This is a genomic window from Microbulbifer mixtoriginis (SeqCode), assembly GCF_052467945.1.
Genome location: NZ_CP174328.1, coordinates 1,526,275 through 1,546,313, shown reverse-complemented (window position 1 = coordinate 1,546,313; position 20,039 = coordinate 1,526,275). Strand labels below are relative to the sequence as shown.

General features: G+C 48.6%; 13 protein-coding genes. 12 read left to right on the top strand and 1 reads right to left on the bottom strand.

Annotation, left to right across the window (positions count from 1 at the left end; translation table 11 throughout):
• Positions 1-191 precede the first annotated feature (191 nt).
• Positions 192-1,169 (top strand): porin, encoded by a 978-nt coding sequence (locus ACJJIJ_RS06825; protein WP_444885053.1) that lies wholly within the window; start codon positions 192-194, stop codon positions 1,167-1,169.
• A 130-nt stretch (positions 1,170-1,299) separates the two neighbouring features.
• On the opposite strand, the gene ACJJIJ_RS06820 is transcribed toward ACJJIJ_RS06825, so the two are convergent.
• Complete coding sequence (locus ACJJIJ_RS06820; RefSeq protein WP_444939028.1) at positions 1,300-2,784, bottom strand: bifunctional 2-methylcitrate dehydratase/aconitate hydratase; 1,485 nt, start codon at positions 2,782-2,784, stop codon at positions 1,300-1,302.
• 230 nt (positions 2,785-3,014) lie between these two features.
• Here ACJJIJ_RS06820 and ACJJIJ_RS06815 point away from each other — a divergent pair, with 230 nt between their 5' ends.
• The 11 genes from ACJJIJ_RS06815 to ACJJIJ_RS06765 all read left to right on the top strand — a co-directional run bounded on the left by ACJJIJ_RS06815 (position 3,015) and on the right by ACJJIJ_RS06765 (position 20,018).
• Positions 3,015-3,632 carry a Crp/Fnr family transcriptional regulator gene (locus ACJJIJ_RS06815; RefSeq protein WP_444939027.1) on the top strand — a complete coding sequence of 206 codons (618 nt, stop codon included), beginning with the start codon at positions 3,015-3,017 and terminating at the stop codon, positions 3,630-3,632.
• A gap of 117 nt (positions 3,633-3,749) precedes the next feature.
• Complete coding sequence (locus ACJJIJ_RS06810) at positions 3,750-4,310, top strand: cytochrome P460 family protein (RefSeq protein WP_444939026.1); 561 nt, start codon at positions 3,750-3,752, stop codon at positions 4,308-4,310.
• Positions 4,311-4,533: 223 nt separating this feature from the next.
• Positions 4,534-5,832, top strand: a complete 1,299-nt coding sequence (trhP, locus tag ACJJIJ_RS06805) for a prephenate-dependent tRNA uridine(34) hydroxylase TrhP (protein ID WP_444939025.1) — start codon at positions 4,534-4,536, stop codon at positions 5,830-5,832.
• 499 nt (positions 5,833-6,331) lie between these two features.
• Positions 6,332-7,582: an efflux RND transporter periplasmic adaptor subunit gene (locus tag ACJJIJ_RS06800; RefSeq protein WP_444939024.1), complete on the top strand. Its 1,251-nt coding sequence runs from the start codon at positions 6,332-6,334 to the stop codon at positions 7,580-7,582.
• 35 nt (positions 7,583-7,617) lie between these two features.
• The gene (locus tag ACJJIJ_RS06795; protein ID WP_444939023.1) at positions 7,618-8,334 is read left to right on the top strand and encodes an ABC transporter ATP-binding protein; all 717 of its coding nucleotides are present in this window, start codon (positions 7,618-7,620) and stop codon (positions 8,332-8,334) included.
• A complete protein-coding gene (locus ACJJIJ_RS06790) occupies positions 8,331-10,766 on the top strand; it encodes an ABC transporter permease (protein WP_444939022.1) in 2,436 nt (811 codons plus the stop codon). The genes ACJJIJ_RS06795 and ACJJIJ_RS06790 overlap by 4 nt, the downstream gene beginning before the upstream one ends.
• Before the next feature lie 89 nt (positions 10,767-10,855).
• Positions 10,856-11,752, top strand: coding sequence for an alpha/beta fold hydrolase (locus ACJJIJ_RS06785; protein ID WP_444939021.1), 897 nt, complete (start codon positions 10,856-10,858; stop codon positions 11,750-11,752).
• Positions 11,753-11,943: 191 nt separating this feature from the next.
• Positions 11,944-12,261 (top strand): heavy metal-binding domain-containing protein, encoded by a 318-nt coding sequence (locus tag ACJJIJ_RS06780; protein ID WP_252085798.1) that lies wholly within the window; start codon positions 11,944-11,946, stop codon positions 12,259-12,261.
• Between the two features lie 243 nt (positions 12,262-12,504).
• Entirely contained in the window at positions 12,505-13,383 is an 879-nt protein-coding gene (locus tag ACJJIJ_RS06775) for a S1 family peptidase (RefSeq protein WP_444939020.1), read from the top strand.
• 44 nt (positions 13,384-13,427) lie between these two features.
• Entirely contained in the window at positions 13,428-13,889 is a 462-nt protein-coding gene (locus tag ACJJIJ_RS06770) for a nuclear transport factor 2 family protein (RefSeq protein ID WP_444939019.1), read from the top strand.
• 1,002 nt (positions 13,890-14,891) lie between these two features.
• Entirely contained in the window at positions 14,892-20,018 is a 5,127-nt protein-coding gene (locus ACJJIJ_RS06765) for an alpha-2-macroglobulin family protein (protein WP_444939018.1), read from the top strand.
• Positions 20,019-20,039 lie beyond the last annotated feature (21 nt).

The window sequence follows — 20,039 nt, the reverse complement described above, 5'->3', positions numbered from 1 at the left end:
CGCCATGCCGCATAGTGACTGCCTTAACTGCTATACATGGCACCCGCTGGTCATATTTTTTTAAGAAAAATGCCATGTTTAACATGTTTGTAATATTCAGGTCGCAGAATCCGCACCAAATCGAGGGGCAACCAACAGACTGAACGGAAGGCTTCCCCTCAACCCACAACCATAAACTGTGCGAGACGACTATGAATAAGACCGCTCTCTCTCTGGCCATTGTTGCCATGATCCCGACTCTGGCCAACGCCCAAGAAGAAGGCGATGTCCTCGACTTTTACGGCAAAGCCAATGTTACCTTCCAGTCTGCTGACGAAGGTGACGGCTCTGTAACCGATGTTCAAAGCAACGCTTCCCGCCTGGGCGTTAAGGGTGAGATCGCCCTGACCGACGGCATCAAGGGTATCTACCGTATGGAATACGAAGTAGATATGGACGGCGACGCTGATGACACTTTCTCTCAACGCAATATCTACGCTGGACTGGAAGGCGGCTTCGGTCAGGTAATCGCGGGTAAGTTCGACACCCCTTTGAAAGTTGCCCAGAAGAAAGTTGACCTGTTCAACGACCTGGAAGGCGATATTAAAAGCCTGATCACCAGCAGCGACAACCGCGAAGAAGACGCTCTGCAGTACACTACCCCGTCTTTCGCGGGCTTCAAAGCTTCTGCTGCTTATATCAGCAATAAAGATGAGGTAATTGGTTACGAGATCATTGGCCAAAATGATGATGGCAGTGACATCTTAGGCAAAGAAATCAAGCGCAATAACGGCATCTCCACTTCTATTGCTTACGATAACAACGGCGTTTACATGGCCTACGCTTTCGACCAAGACGTTGAAGGCCAGGACGTTGACGTTCAGCGCTTTGTAGCCCAGTACAACATCGGCCCTGTACAGGTTGGTGCCCTGTTTGAAGACCAGGAAAACGCTGACGGTGAAAACGCTGACGGCTGGATGAGCTCTGTAGCGTACAAAATCGAGCAGTGGACTCTGAAAGCACAGTACGGTCAGTCTGACATTAAGAAAGAAGACGGCGAAACTTACAGCCTGGGTGTTGACTACAAGTTCAACAGCGCCGCTAAAGTATTCGGCTTCTACACCGATGAAACAGCTGATGGCGATTACGACCGCAGCTATGCCGGTATCGGTGCTGAATACAAGTTCTAAGAGCGCTTTTAACGACGATCATCCGAATTGGGAAGCGCTGTTTGACCGTCGTATGATTTAAGAGCTTGAATTAGGCGGCCTATGGTCGCCTTTTTTATTGGAAATTCCAAAGCTGCAATGCGGCAGTTTATCAAATTACCAACTTATCCATAAAAAGATGTACCGGCATTGCCTGCAGCCGCTGCTGATCGGCAAATATAGCTAAAAGCTTCTTCACGTGACCTGAGGGGAAACGGCTAGCCAGATTGAAGCGACATTTTTCCTGCAAAAGCGGTATCCCTTCCTTACGACGGCGACGATGACCGAGCGGGTATTCCACCACTACATTCTCTGTTGCCTTACCCCCCCTAAAAAATACCTGCACACCATTCGCAATTGAACGCTTATCCGGATCAAGGTAATCCTTCGAATAGCAGCCATCCTCAACAACGGTAATTTTCCCGCGCAGCTCATCAATTTCCGGATGGGACTGATGGAATTCATCCTCATAAAAACTAGCCTGCAAATCCCCAAATAAAAGAGCCACAGCCACGATATATTGCAGGCAGTGATCGCGGTCCGCCGGATTGGAGAGGGGGCCGGTTTTACTAATAATTCGTATTGCGGATTCGTGAGTAGTCACGACAATTCTCTCTATGTCTTGCACCCTGCCCCTTACCAATGGATGTAAAACTATCGCGGCTTCACAGGCCGTCTGGCCATGGAATTCTGCCGGGAAGGAAATCTTGAAAAGGATATTCTCCATTACATAGGTGCCGAATCGACGCGGAAACCGGAACTGCCGCTCCTCCAACGGTTTTATTACCTGATCAGCATTGGTTTTACTGAAAGCCACGTCATAAAAGCCCCACTGCTTCGCAGTAAGTACGGTTGGTATACCCATCTCACCACGCATGGCCATATCCGCCAGGAGAACTCCCCTTGCCGAGGCATCTCCTGCCGCCCAAGATTTACGCGAACCCGTATTGGGGAAGTGCCTGTAGGTACGCAGGGCACTACCATCTACCCAGGCCTGGGAAATCGCCGCCAGTAATTCTTCCCTGCCTCCCCCCATCAACCAAGTAGCAATCGCTGTAGAAGCCACGCGAACCAACAATACATGGTCCAAGCCGACGCGGTTAAAGCTGTTTTGTAATGCCAGAACACCTTGGATCTCATAAGCCTTGATCATCGCCTCCATCACCTTTCCCATTGTCAGGGGCTCTTCCCCTGCACTCAGCCGCTTCTGAGAAAGGAAATCGCACACCGCCAAGATAGCGCCCAGATTGTCAGATGGATGCCCCCACTCTTCGGCCAGCCAAGTATCATTGAAATCCAGCCAGCGGATAGTACAGCCTATATCCCAGGCAGCTTTAACCGGATCCATGCAAAATTGGGTACCCGGCACACGAGCCCCATTGGGCACCACCATCCCCTCAACTAGAGGGCCTAATAGTTTCGTACACTCGGGAAAACCCAGTGAAAGAAAAGCACAACCCAAGGAATCCATCAGGCAGTAGCGCGCTGTTTGCCAGGCCTCATTGGAATAAACTTCAAAATTGAGAACGTAATCGGCTATATCCTGGATTACCTGATCATAAATTAGATGGCCAGTTTGGTCTGAGTCGGTGCGCATAGCAGAAGGCCTGATAGTACTGTGAAGAAATTAAATAAGCCTAGTAATTTTTTAGTTGTATCTTTCATTTTGTAAATGGATAACAAGATTTGAGCGCTACGACATTGATGGCTTGCTTTTTTGTGTATATTGTCATCCTGTGAATTTCACTAATATTCGACCGAGATTGAAAAGGTAAGAGGGTTTGTGATTAGTCTATACACTCCAACCTCCAATAAGAAAACACTAAATTGCAAACAATAGCGACTAAAACAAAAAGAGTATGCTGTACCACAGAAACAGTTTTATTTCGTCAGGGAGTGGCCTCCCGAAATATTTATTTTATACATGCCGGTTATGTTCTTATCCATAAAGTGGACTTTAATGGCAACCGGGGACTTGTAGACCTGTATGGGCCAGGCTCCTGGTTTGGCCCAGGTCTTGGCGGAAATTCACAAGAAATAGAAGCAATTGCCAAAATAGGTTGTGAGCTAGAAGTCGCTTTTCCAGAAAATCTCAATGACCTGTTACATTCACTGTCACAAACCCAGCAAGACCTTATAGAGCATCTAGCCAACAGAGAGTCTTTATTACAACAGCGTATATTTCAGCATATAACCGCGCCCCTAGCTGTCAGATTGGCAAGTTTATTATCCCAACTCTTTCATTTTCAGGGGCAACCTTGCGCTCACGGGCATGAATTAGATGTAAAGCTTTCCCAATCTGAGCTAGCGGCTATGGCCGGCGGCAGTAGACAAACCGTTAGCCAACTACTTAGCACCTGGAAACACAAAGGCATTATTGATTACACACGCCAACATATTTGCCTACTAAACAAAGGCGCCCTCGAAGGCTTAGCGCAAGGCTAAATTTGGTTTTAGTGTCAGCTAGCTGACAGTTGATCGTCCCTCTCCTCCCTATACTTCCAAAAAATGAGGGCTAGACCTAGTCCCCACCTCCATGGAATCAACATAGGAAGAGGCATTATGCGCACAATCTGCTTTGTAACACTGGGAATACTGTTTAGCCTACAGGCCATAGCCCAAGAGAATCTAAAGTCCACTTTCAGTCATTTCGTTGACGCACAGGGAAACATCACATTACCCAAGGATTACCGCCAAGAATGGACATTTCTCGGCTCTTACCAAGTAAAGTCATCCAGCGGCAAGGGCTGGGATACTCACATTGTTTACACTCAACCTGAAGCAGTTAAAGCCTTTCGCAAAAATGGAAAATTCCCGGATGGCGCAGTCCTGGTAAAAGATGTCAACAGCACCAAATCAGAACCATTAACCACAGGCTTGGCTTACTACTCTACTGATCTCCAGTTCACCTTTATGATGGTAAAGGACACTGAAGGGAGATTTCCCAAGAATGAGGCCTGGGCAGAAGGTTGGGGATGGGCTTTATTCAAGCCAGGGGTAGCAAAAAGTGAAACCAAAACCTGGAAGGGCAGCGGGCTTAACAACTGTTTTGGATGCCACTTACCAGCCAAGAATAATGACTGGGTGTATACACAAGGCTATCAACAGGTCCTAAAGGATTAACAAGTAAGCAGCATATATAGAGGTTATTTGTCAATTATTCGGCTATAGAAACAAGCATAGCCCTCTCCAAATCAGCTTATCACTTCCACCCCAGCACTAATTGATTTATATCAATTAGTGCAATCTTGATTACCGTTAACATGCGGCCGCGTCCGACTATTCCACTATGAGTTTTTCTGTGTTCAAACCTGAGTTACTGTCCCCCGCAGGGACTTTAAAAAATATGCGATATGCGTTTGCCTATGGTGCCGATGCCGTTTATGCAGGCCAGCCCCGCTACAGCTTGCGTGTGCGCAATAATGAATTTAAAAATATTGAAACCCTGCGCCTAGGTATAGAAGAAGCACACCAGCAAGGAAAACAGTTCTATATCGCTTCCAATATCGCCGCCCACAACGATAAAGTTCGCAGTTACCTGCGGGACCTGGAAGAAATTGTTGAAATGGGACCTGACGCCCTGATTATGTCCGACCCAGGCCTGATAATGATGGTAAGGGAGCGTTGGCCTGATCTGCCAGTCCACCTATCCGTACAGGCCAATGCGGTAAACTACGCGACCGTAAAGTTCTGGCATCGCCAGGGGTTATCTCGGGTGATACTTTCCCGAGAACTGTCCCTGGATGAGATTGAGGAAATTCGCCAGAAAGTGCCTGAGATGGAGCTGGAAGTCTTTGTCCACGGTGCACTCTGTATCGCCTATTCCGGGCGCTGCTTGCTATCCGGTTATATGACCCATAGAGATGCCAACCAGGGCGCCTGCACCAACTCCTGCCGCTGGCAATACCAAGCTCATGAAGCCAAAGAGAATGAAGTTGGCGAATTGATTCATGTGCAAAACCAGGAATCTATCCAAAAACCCATCCAGCAACCCACCTCCGCCAGTGACAATACTTCCCAGGCCTTTTTACTACAGGAAGAAGGTCGCCCTGGCGAATATATGCCGGCCTACGAAGATGAGCACGGTACCTACATCATGAACTCCAAAGATTTACGGGCCGTACAGCATGTCAAGCGCCTCACGGAAATGGGGGTTCACTCTTTAAAAATCGAAGGTCGCACCAAATCCCACTACTATGTGGCTCGTACTGCTCAGATCTATCGTCGCGCGATAGACGATGCTGCAGCAGGAAAAGACTTTGACATGAAGATGATGGACGAATTGGAAACCCTCTCAAACCGGGGCTACACGGAAGGTTTCTACCGTCGCCATCCACCAGCAGAATACCAGCAATATGAAAAGGGGTTGATATCAACTCCGGGCCAACAGTTCGTAGGCGAGCTTATTGACGGAAGTCCTGAGTATTTGACGATTGATGTTAAAAATCGCTTTGAACGCGGTGATCAATTGGAGTTAATGACTCCCAGCGGTAGCTTGTTCTTCCCCTTGGAACAAATGGAGAATACGGAAGGCAAAGCGATCGATGTAGCGCCGGGATCCGGGCATATCGTGCAGATACCTCGACCAGAAGGAGTCGATGACGATCAGCTTCAACAGGCGCTATTAGTCAAAGCTCTGGGATAACCCTGGGTTTGTAATTTGCACTAAGGCTTATCTAGCCTCTCGTTTTGCAAACATATTTTGTTAAAGGTGTAGTGGTTTAGAAAATCTACCGGATTCACTAAGCCACGACACCTTTATTCCCACTACATCTCCACAATTTTACTTGTGAATCGATCCTCAAAATTCATTGGGTCATCGTTAAACTTCTCAAGTGACTGCCCTCCTCACAATATTCAAACCGTCCTGTATTTCCCCACCATTCACCGCAAGCAACTGGTTCTTGTGCCAATTTTCCTGCATTTTCTGCCTCACCTAAAACCCTTATACAGCCCTGAGTTTTGATCACAAAAATATGCTCGACAGTACTAATTACAAGATAAGAACCCGCCCTCCCTCGGAGTTCCAACAGGAATACACCCGTTTTAAATAGTTATGATTTTCCACCTCTAACTCGCCTCCGCATCAAGGTTTCACAGCAGAAAAGCGTGTAACGATTGCTTAACCAAGGAAATGCCGCAATATGGATATTATTAAACCTAAGAAACGCCCCCTGATTAAGCACCCTTTAATGCTGGGTGGCGCTGCTCTAGCTTTTGTGGCATTTACCAGCACCCTCCTGTTACTTCCTGACAGCGCCTACAAAGTTGAGCGGGAACAGCTGATGTTGGGTACCGTCCAACGGGGAGACCTGCAAGTTGTGGTAGATGGCTACGGTAGGCTGCGTTCAGACAAGCAGACTTTAATTACCGCCCTAACCGCAGCGAATGTTGAAAAAATCATGTTGCGTCCCGGTGCAGAAGTACAAAGTGATAGCATCATTATGCAGCTGAGTAATCCAGAGTTAATGCGCGACCTGGATGCAGCCGAAACCTCCCTGGAACAAGAGGAAGCTAATCTGCGTCGGCTTGTTCTGAACAACCAGCGCGATGTTCTCGCGGAGGAAGCCATACTCGCGGAACTGAACTCCAATTACCAAGTGATCAAGTTGCGTCGCGAAGCTGAGGACGAGCTGGTAAAAAGTGGAGTGGTTTCCCAGCTCACCTACCAAACCACCGTCTTACGCCAGGAACAGATGAAAAAACGTGTGGACCTGCAAAAACAGCGTATCAACCACCTGCGCAAAGTCGCTGTCGAATCAGAGTTAATCCAGCGCGAGCAAATCAACCAAGCCCAGACCCAACTGCAGAGTATCCAGCAACGTGCAGACCGACTGACCGTACGCGCCGGCCTGGACGGCATACTACAACGACTGCCAGTAGAGCTGGGGCAAGGTGTCGCCCCCGGCCAGGAGCTGGCGCTGATCGGCAGCGAGACAGATCTACTCGCCCTGGTTCAAGTCCCACAATCCAAATCAGAGCAACTGGAGGTTGGCCAGCCCGCTGAAATTGATACCCGCAGGGAAAAAGTTGAAGGTATGGTAACCCGTATTACTCCTGAAGTTCGGGACGGCAATATTGAAGTGGAAATTGCTTTTAGCGCGGGCACGCCAGAGTCTGCCAGGCCACAGCTCAACGTCGATGCCCGGATCTTCACTGCCACGATGGAAGATACGCTGTTCGTCGAGAGGCCTATCAATGTGCAGAGGCACAGTGAGGCCAATCTCTTCCTGATTAATGAAAACGGGGAGGAAGCGGCACTCCAGCCCATCAGCTTCGGCGAGGAGTCAGGTCGATATATCCAGATCACCCAAGGCCTCAATGAAGCGGACCGTATCATCCTCTCGGATATGGCCAATTTTAATGAAGCTGAGCATATCCAGATTATTGACTAAAGCCTGAAACCCAAAGCGAGAACAGGGAGTTCGCAATGTCCAAGCCAATCCTTCATATGGCCGGGATCACTAAGGTGTTCAGCACCGAAGAAATGGAAACTCACGCCCTGCGGGGCGTTGACCTGAGTATTTACTCGGGGGAATTTGTTTCTATCTGCGGCCCCTCGGGTTGCGGTAAATCCACACTTCTCTCGATTCTCGGCCTGCTGGACCTCCCCACCAGCGGCAGCTATGAGATTGAAGGCACTGAAGTCGCTCAATTGACGCTAAGTGAGGCGGCGACAATTCGTAACGAGAAAGTAGGCTTTATCTTCCAGTCCTTTAACCTGATTGACGAACTCTCTGTGTACGACAATATCGCCCTGCCCCTGCGATACCGACGCAATCCCATTCCCAAGTCTGAAGCCGACAAAAAAGTGAAACACTGCCTGGAGAAGGTGGGGATGAGTCACCGGGCCTCTCACAAACCTAATCAGTTATCCGGTGGCCAACAGCAGCGAATCGCCATAGCCCGGGCGCTAGTTGGCAATCCATCCCTACTGCTGGTGGACGAGCCCACCGGCAACCTGGATTCCCACAATGGCGATGCAGTAATGGAAATGCTGCAGCAGCTCAACAATGAAGGGACCACCCTGTGCATGGTGACCCATGACCCTCGTTATGCAGACATGGCCAGCCGCCAATTGCATCTGCTGGATGGAAAAATCTCAACGCCGCAGCCAATAAAAGAGCCCCATGAGATGGCCCTATGATCACCACAAAGGACCTGTCCATTGCCTTCCAGTCCCTCAATCGGGCGCGGGGCTACGCCACCACTATTATTTTAACCCTGGGTATCACCCTCGGCGCCCTGGTAACGCTATTTAATCTCAACTACCAACTGTTAGCCGCACCCCTACCCTACCCGGACGAAGATCGGCTGTATGTCGTGAATGGTAATCTCTACCAAAACAAGCAGCTGCGGCTGGAAAACAACAGCCAATACCCCGCCCTGGTTAAAATCTATAAAAACGACAGTTTCTTCGAGTCCAGCGCCCTGGTGTACTTCTGGGAAGATGTGGTTCGCAATTTATCCGGATCACCACGGGTTAACGTTTCCTATGTCTCTCCAGAATATCTCCAGCTGGCTGGAGCACCCTTGGCCCTGGGCAGACAATTCAATGCCGATGAAGGGCTCGACAGCCGAGTCCCTGTGGCGGTTATCAGCTATCAAACCTGGGAGCAGATGTTCCGGCGCAACCCAAATGTCTTGGAGCAAAGCCTGCAATTTGGGGAGGTGGACTTTCGCATTGTCGGCGTCACTGCCAAAGACTTCATTGAACCCCAAATCTATAAGCAGGGCCGGCAAACGGCGGTCTGGCTGCCCTGGGATTTTAACGATACACAAGTAGAGCGCAGAAATAATTGGAGAGGCTTCCTGCCTTTCCGCATGCTCACAGGAAAGCTGAAGCCGGGCATTGACCCCGCCAGTGCGGGGCATGAATTGAGCACATTAATGGATGCCCAGTATCAAGCGGCCCTAGCGGGAAGATCCTCTTCGGTAGAAAGGTCCGTTGAATACCGACTCACTCCCTTCGCCAATAAAGTACTTGGCGACAGCGCCACGCGAACCCTAATGGTTATGGGCGGTACACTGGTACTTCTGTTAATTGCCTGTGCCAATGTTACCAACCTGATTCTTTCTCGTGCAGCCAAACAACAACGCAATATGGCGATACAGGTCGCATTGGGCGCACACAAAAAACATATCTTTTTGGCCCTGCTATGTGAAATCGGCCTACTAATGTTAGGGGCTGCATTACTTTCTCTACTTTTAGCCCTGGGATCGACGGAAGTACTAAGGGTGATGGCTACGGAACAAATTCCTCGCATTCAAGAGCTCACCTTAAACTGGCAGACACTGGTTTTTGCACTGTTGTGTGCCTTACTTCTCGCCCTATTCTTCTCAGCCATAGTCAGTCGCCAGGTTAATTACCGCGCACTGAATCAAATGCTGCAGAGCAGCGGCAAAGGCTCCGGTGTACAAATTTCACCACTGATCCGCAAAGTCCTCATCAGCAGCCAAGTGGCGATGACCAGTTTGCTTATCGTCGCCAGCTTGCAGATTTTCCTGCAAGCTAACCGACTGATTAACCAGCCCTTTGGCTTCCCCTTGGACAACGTTCAAGTGATGACTCTGAATATCGGCAATCTTAGGAGCGCCCCCACTACCGAACGGGAGAGTTACCTAAAGGCCATCAGGCAGAGATTGCTGGAGCACCCTAAAGTACAAAATGCCAGCCTGAGCTTAAACACTCCTATCTCTATCAGCCGGCCACTCTGGACCACCTCCCTGAGTCATGATGCCAGCCGACAAAACCCGATGATGGCCAAGACCACAGTAGTCGACGAAAACTACCTTTCCATTTTGCGTATGCCACTGGTAGCTGGCCGCCATATCAATGCGGCTGAGTTTTCCGATAACAATCGCATGATGCTCGTCAACGAAACCCTGGCCCAGCAACTGGAACCGGATGGAGAAGTGTTAGGCAATCGCTACTACTGGCGAGGTGACTTGCCCTACCAAGTGGTAGGTGTAGTGCGCAACGCAAGCCTGCCTGGCAAAATGGAACCCGCCCGCTTATTTGTGCGCGGTATCAACGTGAGCTATCCCCTACTGGTACTCAGACATAAGCCTCACCAACCACTCAGCACCACAGAAATCAATTGGGAATTTGCCCAAGTAAACAGGCAGTACAAAGTTTCCGAGCTATTCTCCCTGGAGCAGGCGCGAGACCTACTCCTAAGCAATGACCGAGTCTCAGTTTGGGTAACCACCGCCCTAACATTACTGGCACTCAGCCTCGCTGCCATCGGTATCTTTGGAGTGCTCAGTTACAGTGTACAACTGCGGCGCACTGAGCTTGGCGTGCGCATGGCAATCGGCGCCCGCCCAGCGACGATTTTCTATCACACCCTGATCGATAGCCTGATTCCCGTAGTTATCGGTATCGCTGTAGCGACTTTGGTAGTGGTCCCACTGGCACTTTGGCTTGAGCAAAGCGAGTTCAGCATTGAAACCAGCCTCTGGGGCTGGCTGCTGCCACCACTGCTTATTATCGGCCTGACCGCTTCGGTTACCCTGCTTTCTGTATGGAAAATAATCAACAAGCCCGCGATTTACGCATTGCAAGGAACAAGATAAATACTTTCCATCTGATAGCCGCTGCTTGAGGTTGCGCGCTCATCGTGCAATCTTTACAGCAAGTACAACAATAAGAAATGGAGCAGCCAATGCAACCTCAGCAATGGTTATCAAATGGAAAGATATTTGATTATCAAAACCACCAACTCTTCTATGTCGATAGCAACCCAAGCTGTCGACATAAACCAGTACTGCTTTTGATTCACGGTTTTCCAACCAGTAGTTATGACTGGCAAAAGGTATGGACCCAACTGACAGAGCACTATCGCTGTATTGCTATGGATATGCTGGGCTTTGGCTATTCAGACAAACCCAAACAACATAACTACAGTATCCACCAGCAAGCTGATTTACATGAAGCTCTTCTGCAACATTTAAACATCAACAAGGTCCACCTGTTGGCGCATGACTATGGGGATTCCGTAGCACAGGAGTTACTCGCCAGAGCCAACAACGGCGGCACTACAGGGTATATCTCGGTATGCCTGCTGAATGGCGGTCTATTCCCAGAAACTCATCAAGCTCGCCTCGTGCAGAAACTCCTGCTTTCTCCTATTGGCTCTCTAATCAATAAACTCATGCGCTACCAGCAGTTTTGCCGCAGCTTCAGTGCCATTTTCGGACCAGAGACAAAACCCTCCGACAGAGAATTGCGAGACTTGTGGCAAATTCTCCAATATAAGAATGGCAACCGGCTCCTCTATAAACTGATCACCTACATGTACGACAGGCGCAAACATCGTCAGCGTTGGATCGACGCGCTAAACCTATACCCTGGCCCCCTACTGCTAATCAATGGCTCATTGGACCCAGTTTCAGGGAAGCATATGGTGGATCGATTTCGTCAATTGATAGATCGGGCAGCAGACATTATTGAGCTGGGAAAGATTGGGCACTATCCGCATTGGGAGGCGCCTGATCATGTGGTAAGTGCGTACTTAAATTTCGTAGAGGCGGAGAAAAAAGAGCATTTAATGCTTTCTTGAATATCCTAGATAGTTCTCTATTGCGATCATGATGGCAAGAAGCTGGGTGTCAAAATCCCAGTCTAATTCCAAGCATCCCCAATAATAAGGCGTATTTTTAGTTTCATCAAAATGTAATACTTTCTTCTTTTCAAGGCATGTCCCATGCAATCATAGTAAGAACCATACCAAGCAACATTAAGAAATGTATCATGATCTACTCAACCACTGAAACCGTACCAGGATATGAAATTAAAGAGATACTCGGAGTGGTTACCGGTAACGTTGTTCAATCCAAGCATATTGGTCGTGATGTTATGGCGGGCTTAAAGAGTATCGTTGGCGGTGAGATAAGAGGCTATACAGAAATGCTATCCGAAGCCAGAAATAAGGCCCTTCAACGGTTGATTGATAGTGCCCAGCAGAAAGGAGCCGATGCCGTAGTAGGTATCCGATTTTCAACAAGTGCCATTATGGAAGGGTCTTGTGAAATGATGGTCTTTGGGACTGCCGTCAAACTAAGGAAGTGATATCCCCTAACCAACAATTAGTGCCTATTTTGAAAGATTCCGTAAAATATAGCTTTTACTGCTAGTTAGCTTCAATTCAGGGATACGAGGTTCCGAAATTAAATTCAATGGAGCCTCTAATTTACAGCCCAATATCTGGCGATAGGATTCACTAGTGGCAACTAGGCCAAGGCCTCTACGTCAGATCTATTTTTTTCAGACATCAATGATCTATATAACCAATAACTTACAGAAAGATCGCTCATGATACGCACAATTAAATATCTTTTTCTTTCCTTCCAATTAGTATTAACACCTGTGGTAATAGCAATAACCATTCGCGATGATGTGAGTGACTCAAGATACCGTATCGATGCCTCTGAACTCCCCGCACTTGTAGATTTACCGGAAGAAGGACACGGTGTACTTATCTCCCCAGAGTGGATTGCGACAGCTGCGCATGCCGTTACTTGGCAACACTGTATTGAAGAGGTCACCATTAAAGGCACTTCCAGAAGGATCGATAAGCTGGTGATACACCCCGGCTACAAGAAGATACCTCAAAGGATGATTGATGAGGCACTAGAAACGGGAGATGCCAGTGAAATTGAAGCATTATTGGCCACATCCGATGATATTGCCTTAATTAAACTCTCTCAGCCTATGATTGGTGTTAATCCGGTAGGAATTTACCGTGAAAGTGATGAGCAAGGAAAAATAGTAAAACTGATCGGAAAAGGAGCAACGGGTACAGCTGACCTCGGCCATGACCCCAAAGGCCCCAATCGAACAGAACTCCGCAGAGCATTTAACATAATCTCATCAACTCAAAATCGTTGGCTTGGCTATGACTTTGATCAAGCCCCGAATGCGTTGCCACTTGAAGGTATGTCTACAAATGGCGACAGTGGCGGCCCAGTACTAATTGAAATTGATGGCCAGTGGTTACTCGCAGGACTCACATCCTGGAAGCACGCGGAAAACGTTGATATACGAACCTTCCGCCCTGGCACCTATGGCCAGACTTCCTATTCCATTCGCTTAAGTCATTATGCAAGCTGGATTGACGCAATGATTTCTAATGATTCATCTACTCAGCAATCTGTCAAAGCAGAATCTGATAGCTCATCAACTAACCAATAAACCGTTATTCTACAACTCCCACAACAAGAGTTATCCAAGGAAATATGATGTACAAATTAATACCTTTAATCCTGTTAACTTTTTTAAATTCATATGTATATGCCAATTCCGCTGAGGACAACATCAAAATACGCAGAGCCGTACTCGATTACATTGAATCACAACAAAAAGTTGAACCAAGCCTAATGGAAAGAGGTTTAGATACGAAACTAGCCAAGCGAACCTACTGGAAATCCAAAGATGGCTCAGAATTCATCATGGAAACAGACTATGAAACCATGGTTTGGTTGGCCGAAAACTACAATAAGGAAGGCGATAAATTTACAGAGTCCCCCAGGGTTGACATCAACATACTTGATATTGATAACCGGGTAGCCTCGGTAAAGCTTACAGTCGATGATTGGATTGATTATATGCACTTATATAAGAATGATAAAAATAACTGGAAAATCATTAACGTTCTCTGGCAGTACCATGATACGAAAAGACATATTAACAAAAAATGAACTAGACATTAAAAATACCCTGTGGGCTTCCCACACAAATAGATACTACTTCTTAAGAAGTTCTTATTTATAAAAAAATATCCCCATAAGCTTAACAGGCTAAGTGCTAGAAAAAGTAGCAGCGAATACCATAAAAAATGATGACTGTTTCAAAAATCTGTCTTTGCCTTATAGCAAGCTCAATATCAATTCTTATTGCCACTATGGAATACTGGCTAGGCCTAGATGGTAACGAGTTGTTTCTAGCCAGAAGTGTTTCAGCTATGGTATCTGTCGGGCAGAGTAACCTAATTTATCCAGAACCGACTTTAGTTGCTGGCAATGGCGGTATTACAGAAGTTCGAGTCATCTTCATGGCGCTGTGTCTATCGACTCTCCTGGCCTTAGGCTCATTCGTATTGGTCACAGTTAATAGAATCAAACATGGTTCCCACAAACTCTATCTACCTTTAGCATTCTGCTCTGCAGTTCTCTGCCTAAGCATTATTTATGTTGGGTTTCGGTCTGGCATTCAGTATAGTCTTTGAAGTGTGCCAAGCTCGAGCCTGTGCCCACACACAACACAAAAAGGAGCACCAAATTGAAGAGGATCACCGTCGCCCTACTATTCTTACTAGCAGCCATTGCCTGCTATGTATTTGGTGTGCCTGTTGGCGGGGCCTTTTTTCTCGCTTTGGGTGTTGTTTTTGAGGGGATCTTTTGGATAAAACTATTCAAACGCAGAAGAAAGTCAGCCTAATAACTTGATATTTCTACCTAGGCAAAGACATGTTGGCAGTTTAATCGAGCCTAAGCAACCCTACTTGCGCGACTTCATTTAGCAATAACAAACCATATTCTCCTATTGCCGATATTTCCTTTGCTCCTTATCCCACCTTCGCTAATACTCATTACCAAGCTCAATACCCTTACTAACTCACATTGAGCAATACGAAAGCTTGAGACAACGTTCAAGACCAACTAAATTATCCGCCACTTTCTTCTACCAACTAGGAAATATCCATGTTCACTCACCGCTTACCGCGTTGGATTGCGGTCTTTCTTCTCTGTCTTGTTGCTATAGCCTGCACGCCAGAGAAGCCAGAAAAGCTGAGCGAGCCCTCTACTAAAAAGGCATCTACCCATGGGGCACTCAAAAGCGGTGATGAAAATTCAAAGGAAGAAACACCCCCATTAGTCTCTACCCCAAGGGCTAGTGTTAATGAGGCTAGTAGTGAGACCGGATCAACAACTTCCGATACCAAATCCCTAAGCAAGTCCAGTGAAGAAGCTCCTTCGCAGGCTGCTACTTCCAACAACGACACGATGCCGCTGGTTGCGGATTCAACGGAAAGTGCTCTTAAGGTGCTCCATATAGGTGAGCGGGTCTACAAAGATGCGCGAGCTATTGCGGTGATTTTTTCTGACCCACTGCTGGGGAATGCCCATTTTGGTTCCTACCTAACCCTCACCCAGGAAAATGGTGAAGATGTCGATGGGGGCTGGGTTTTATCTGACAACCAAAAGATCCTTTACTTCACCAACATCGAGCCGAATACACGCTACAGTGTAGCGATACACCCCGGCCTGCCCAGTAAGGATGGATTCGAGTTACGAAAGTTAAAGAAGGAAACTGTTCACACTCGGCGTATCGAACCCAGTATCAGCTTCTCCAGTAACGGCAGTATATTTCCAGTTACGGTAACACCTGGGTTGCCAGTGACTGCCGTCAGCATTGAAGCGGTGCAAATCCATTTTCACAGAGTGAAGCCTGAACACTATTCCGCCTTTCTTAGTCTGGTTAACAATCAGTCTCTGAAGTACTACTACCAGTTAAGGGCACTGAACAATGTTGCTGAGTTAGTCTACAGTGCACATTTTGATCTAACCCAAGAAAAATATGTTCAGCGAGATTTCGACCTCTCCATAGGCCATATTGAACCATTAAATCAGCCAGGCATTTATGTTGCTGTCATGCAGCCGGCCGGTGTGTACAACACCAATCTTTTCGATGTCACCCACTTTTCTATTTCCAACTTGGGTTTACATGCCCGTTACTACCCGGAAAGCATTGACCTCTATGTTTCCTCGCTGGATAAAGGAGAGTCTCTGGAAGGCATCCAGGTGGAGTTATTGGACAATAAAGGTGGGTTGATCCAGCAAGACAGCACCTCTGAAGAGGGACATGTTCGTTTTCTGCTCAGCCAGGAGCAGGAAAACTCTCAGCGCTTTTTTGTTGCGAAAGACCCGGATACAGGCCATTTCTCTCTGTTGGACTTGCGCGAACCGGCGCTGGACCTGTCAGACTTTCAATTAGGCCAACGCCCTTCCCGGCCGATGGAATTCTTTATCTATGGTCCCAGGGACTTGTACCGTCCCACAGAATCTATCCAGGTTAGCGGCCTGCTACGCAATTACGACGGGCGCTATTTAAAAGACCTGCCAATCAAGGCGGAATTGATTAAACCCGATAATACCAGTGCCCGCTCATTCACCTGGCACGCCAGCGCGCCGGGATACTACGAGAAGCTGCTTCCCCTACCTCAAAATGCTCCGACGGGTGACTGGCGCCTGGAAGTCGAATTGGCCGATGGACGCAAAGTGCGCTACCCATTCAAGGTGGAGGAGTTTCTACCGGAACGTATGAAGCTGGTATTACAGGATGGTGAAGAGCGCAGCCTGGTTCAGGGGCACGATAAAGCCTTGGAACTGGAAGTTGAAGGTAGCTATCTGTACGGTGCTCCGGCCGCCAACAACCGCTTGGAAACTCTGGTACAAGTCAGCCACTACCGGGAACCCTTCCCTCAATGGGAAGGGTTTTTGTTTGGGGACGCCACTGAGCGATTGCCCGCGCGCCAGTTTAATGCGTCCACCATTGAGCTGGATGCTGAAGGGCTTGGCAAATTACCGCTGCGATCCCGTTGGAATCACGCGAAGAGCCCGCTGAAAATTAATCTGGTTTCGAGCCTGTTCGAGTCCGGCGGCCGCCCCGTAACTCGGCAACATCCCGTTCTGGTTTGGCCCGAGCATCCAGTAGTCGGCATTCGCCCTAACTTTGGCAAGGAGAATCCCTCGGCCAATAGCCGACCGGAATTCGAAATTGTTGTAGCCGATGCACTAGGTGAACCGGTCACAGGCCGCAATCTCAGTGCGGTATTAATCTCAGAGGATCGCCAATATTTTTGGGAGTACTCCGCTAGCCAGGGTTGGCACTATGAATACTCCACTGCCGAGTTCGAATCTTTCAGCCGCCAACTGCAATTTAATGAAGAGACTCCCCTGAAACTCACGGTGCCTGTGGAATATGGCCACTACCGTTTAGAAATTACCGATACTAATAGCGGAGCCACCAGCAGCCTGCGCTTCCATGCTGGGCGCGACTGGTATTACTGGTGGCGTAAGGACCAAGTAGCGAAAGGCCAGGCGGCCCGCCCGGATACCGTGGCTTTATCTTTAGATAAACCCAAATACTCACCTGGAGATTTAGCACAACTCACTATAGTGCCGCCGGCAGACGGTGAAGCGCTGGTGTTGGTAGAGAGCGATCGATTGCTGTGGTCCGAGCGTGTATCGGTAGAGAAATCGGGCACCAAAGTTGAAATTCCCATTTCAGCAGACTGGGACAGTCACGATACTTATATTTCCGTAACCGCACTGCGCCCGGCCGATAAGAATGAGCGTATCGCCCCTAATCGCGCTTTCGGACTGGCTCATTTGCCACTGGACCGGGAAGCTCGACGCTTGCCTGTGCGCCTGGAAGCCCCGGCACGCGCCCTGCCCGGCTCAGAGATAGAAGTCACCGTAATCACGGACCTGGATTCCATCGGCAAAAGTGGCGGCACAGCCTGGACCACCTTGGCAGCAGTAGATGTGGGCGTACTCAATATCACCCGCTTCGAAACACCAGATCCCTTTGAAGCCTTTTTCGGCCAGCGCCGCTATGGTGTCGATGTCCGCGATATCTATCACCGAATTATTGAGTCTGGTAATGGCAAGCTGTTGGAGCAACGCTTCGGTGGAGATGCTGAACTGGCGCGTGGTGGAGAAGAGCCTAACTCCGATGTGCAGATCGTTTCGCTATTTTCCGGGCCAGTGAAATTCGATCAGCAAGGCAAAGCGAAAGTTTCCCTTCAGCTGCCGGAATTCAATGGCAGCCTGCGCCTAATGGCGGTGACATTTAGTAAAGAGGGGTTCGGCAGTACTGAAGGAGATCTAACAGTAGCCTCTCCATTGGTGACCCAAGCAGCACTCCCCCGCTTTATGGCTCCCGGGGATAGCAGCAAGCTGGCGCTGGACCTCAATAATCTGAGTGGCCGTAGGCAAAAACTAACGGTGGAAATGCAATCTGTCGGTGCAGTAGACATGAAAATGGGGGAGCGCTTGTTAGAACTGGCCGATGGCGAGCGCAAGACTTTGCGATTTCCAATTACTGCCAAAAACGCCACTGGTGAAGCGGAGTTCCAACTGATAGTAAATGGTGCAATAGATGAACATGGCCAGAATATCACCATCGAACGCCAGTGGCGCCTGGGTGTTCGCCCAGCCTGGCCCGCCACCACGCACACCCAGCGCCGTCTTCTAAAGCAGGATGAGAGTTTCAGCCCGGATAAGGCTTTCCTGGATTCTCTGATGCCGGACACGGTACAAACATTAGTATCCCTGGATAGCCGCCCGCAATTGCAACTTCAGGGCCACCTAGCAAATTTGCTTCGCTATCCCTATGGCTGCTTGGAGCAAACTTCCAGCCGTGTTTATCCACTGGTGATGGCAACGCCGCTACAGCAACAAAAATTGGGCATCGAACCCCTGGACGAAATCGAGCGTGCAAGACGTATTGATACAGGTATCGAACGTATCTTCAGTATGCAAAAAAGCAACGGCGGTTTTGGCCTGTGGAGTGCGGAATCAGCAGAGAACCAATGGCTCACCGCTTATGTGGCCGACTTACTTCTGCGCGCTCGTGATCAAGGTATTGTGTTCGATAACACACGCCTGGAGTCCACCCTCAAGCGTCTGCAGGAATATGCCCGCGAGCGCGGTAGCTTTTATCAACAGCGCTACAGTAGTGACCCTGACTTTTACGCTTATGCTGCCCGTTCCTATGCCGCCTATGTGCTATCCCGTGTGCAAAAAATCTCGCTCGGCCAATTGCGCAGCCTTTACGAAAGCGGTGCTGACTTAACCCGATCCCCTCTACCACAGTTACATATGGCAATTGCCCTCCAGGCCATGGGCGATAACACCCTGTCTCAAGAGGCCTTACAAAAAGCCCTTTCCATTGAGCGCAAGCGCCTTAGTTACTACGGCGATTATGGCTCTAACCTGCGCGATACTGCACAGATGATCTCCCTATTGCTGGAGCATAATTTGGCTACCGACAAAGCCGAAGAGATGCTGTTTGAAATGGTGAATCTGCTCCGTGAACGGGAGTACCTAAGCACGCAGGAACGAGGCAGTATATTTATGGCCGGCGTTCAGTTACAGCTTAATGGCGGTGAAAATTGGTCTGCTTTTTTAAAAACCATTGATGGTTTACGGGAAGTGAATGATGATAATCCGCACAATACTCTCTTCCGTGGTCGTGAAGCTGCAGAGGTATTTGAGGTAACCAGCCAAATAGAAAAACTCTTCGCTGCTATTACCATTAATGGCTACAGCATACAGGCACCTACAGAGGTGATGGATAAAGGCGTTAAAATCACGCGCAGCTACCATAATCTGAATGGTTCAAGTGTAATACCAACTCAGGTGCGGGAAGGTGAACTCTATCTGGTGCGCCTGCAAATCGACGCGGACCGACGCCTGCCCGATCTTCTCGCAGTAGACCTGCTACCCGCAGGGTTTGAGCTGGAAAACCAGAACCTCGCCGATAGTGTCAAAGTGGATGAGCTTAAATTCGACGGTAAGAGTATCGCCCAATGGCAGGACGACCAGGACAATATACAACACATGGAATTCCGCGATGATCGATTTGTGGCAGCCTTGGATCAATCTGAGTGGAAACCCACCAACCTCTTTTATATCGCCCGAGCAGTAACTCCCGGTCACTACCAGGTACCACCTCCCTTTGTGGAGGATATGTATAACCCTGAACGCTTTTCCATTGGCAAGAACCCAATGGCGCAAGTACAGGTAATCGGCAAGCATTGAAACTGTTAGCCACACTAATAG

Excerpts from the sequence above, each read along its gene's own strand:
- ACJJIJ_RS06825 (WP_444885053.1), top strand. The coding sequence starts at position 192 with ATGAATAAGACCGCTCTCTCTCTGGCCATTGTTGCCATGATCCCGACT.
- ACJJIJ_RS06820 (WP_444939028.1), bottom strand. The coding sequence starts at position 2,784 with ATGCGCACCGACTCAGACCAAACTGGCCATCTAATTTATGATCAGGTA.
- ACJJIJ_RS06810 (WP_444939026.1), top strand. The coding sequence starts at position 3,750 with ATGCGCACAATCTGCTTTGTAACACTGGGAATACTGTTTAGCCTACAG.
- trhP (WP_444939025.1), top strand. The coding sequence starts at position 4,534 with ATGCGATATGCGTTTGCCTATGGTGCCGATGCCGTTTATGCAGGCCAG.
- ACJJIJ_RS06800 (WP_444939024.1), top strand. The coding sequence starts at position 6,332 with ATGGATATTATTAAACCTAAGAAACGCCCCCTGATTAAGCACCCTTTA.
- ACJJIJ_RS06795 (WP_444939023.1), top strand. The coding sequence starts at position 7,618 with ATGTCCAAGCCAATCCTTCATATGGCCGGGATCACTAAGGTGTTCAGC.
- ACJJIJ_RS06790 (WP_444939022.1), top strand. The coding sequence starts at position 8,331 with ATGATCACCACAAAGGACCTGTCCATTGCCTTCCAGTCCCTCAATCGG.
- ACJJIJ_RS06785 (WP_444939021.1), top strand. The coding sequence starts at position 10,856 with ATGCAACCTCAGCAATGGTTATCAAATGGAAAGATATTTGATTATCAA.
- ACJJIJ_RS06780 (WP_252085798.1), top strand. The coding sequence starts at position 11,944 with ATGATCTACTCAACCACTGAAACCGTACCAGGATATGAAATTAAAGAG.
- ACJJIJ_RS06775 (WP_444939020.1), top strand. The coding sequence starts at position 12,505 with ATGATACGCACAATTAAATATCTTTTTCTTTCCTTCCAATTAGTATTA.
- ACJJIJ_RS06770 (WP_444939019.1), top strand. The coding sequence starts at position 13,428 with ATGATGTACAAATTAATACCTTTAATCCTGTTAACTTTTTTAAATTCA.
- ACJJIJ_RS06765 (WP_444939018.1), top strand. The coding sequence starts at position 14,892 with ATGTTCACTCACCGCTTACCGCGTTGGATTGCGGTCTTTCTTCTCTGT.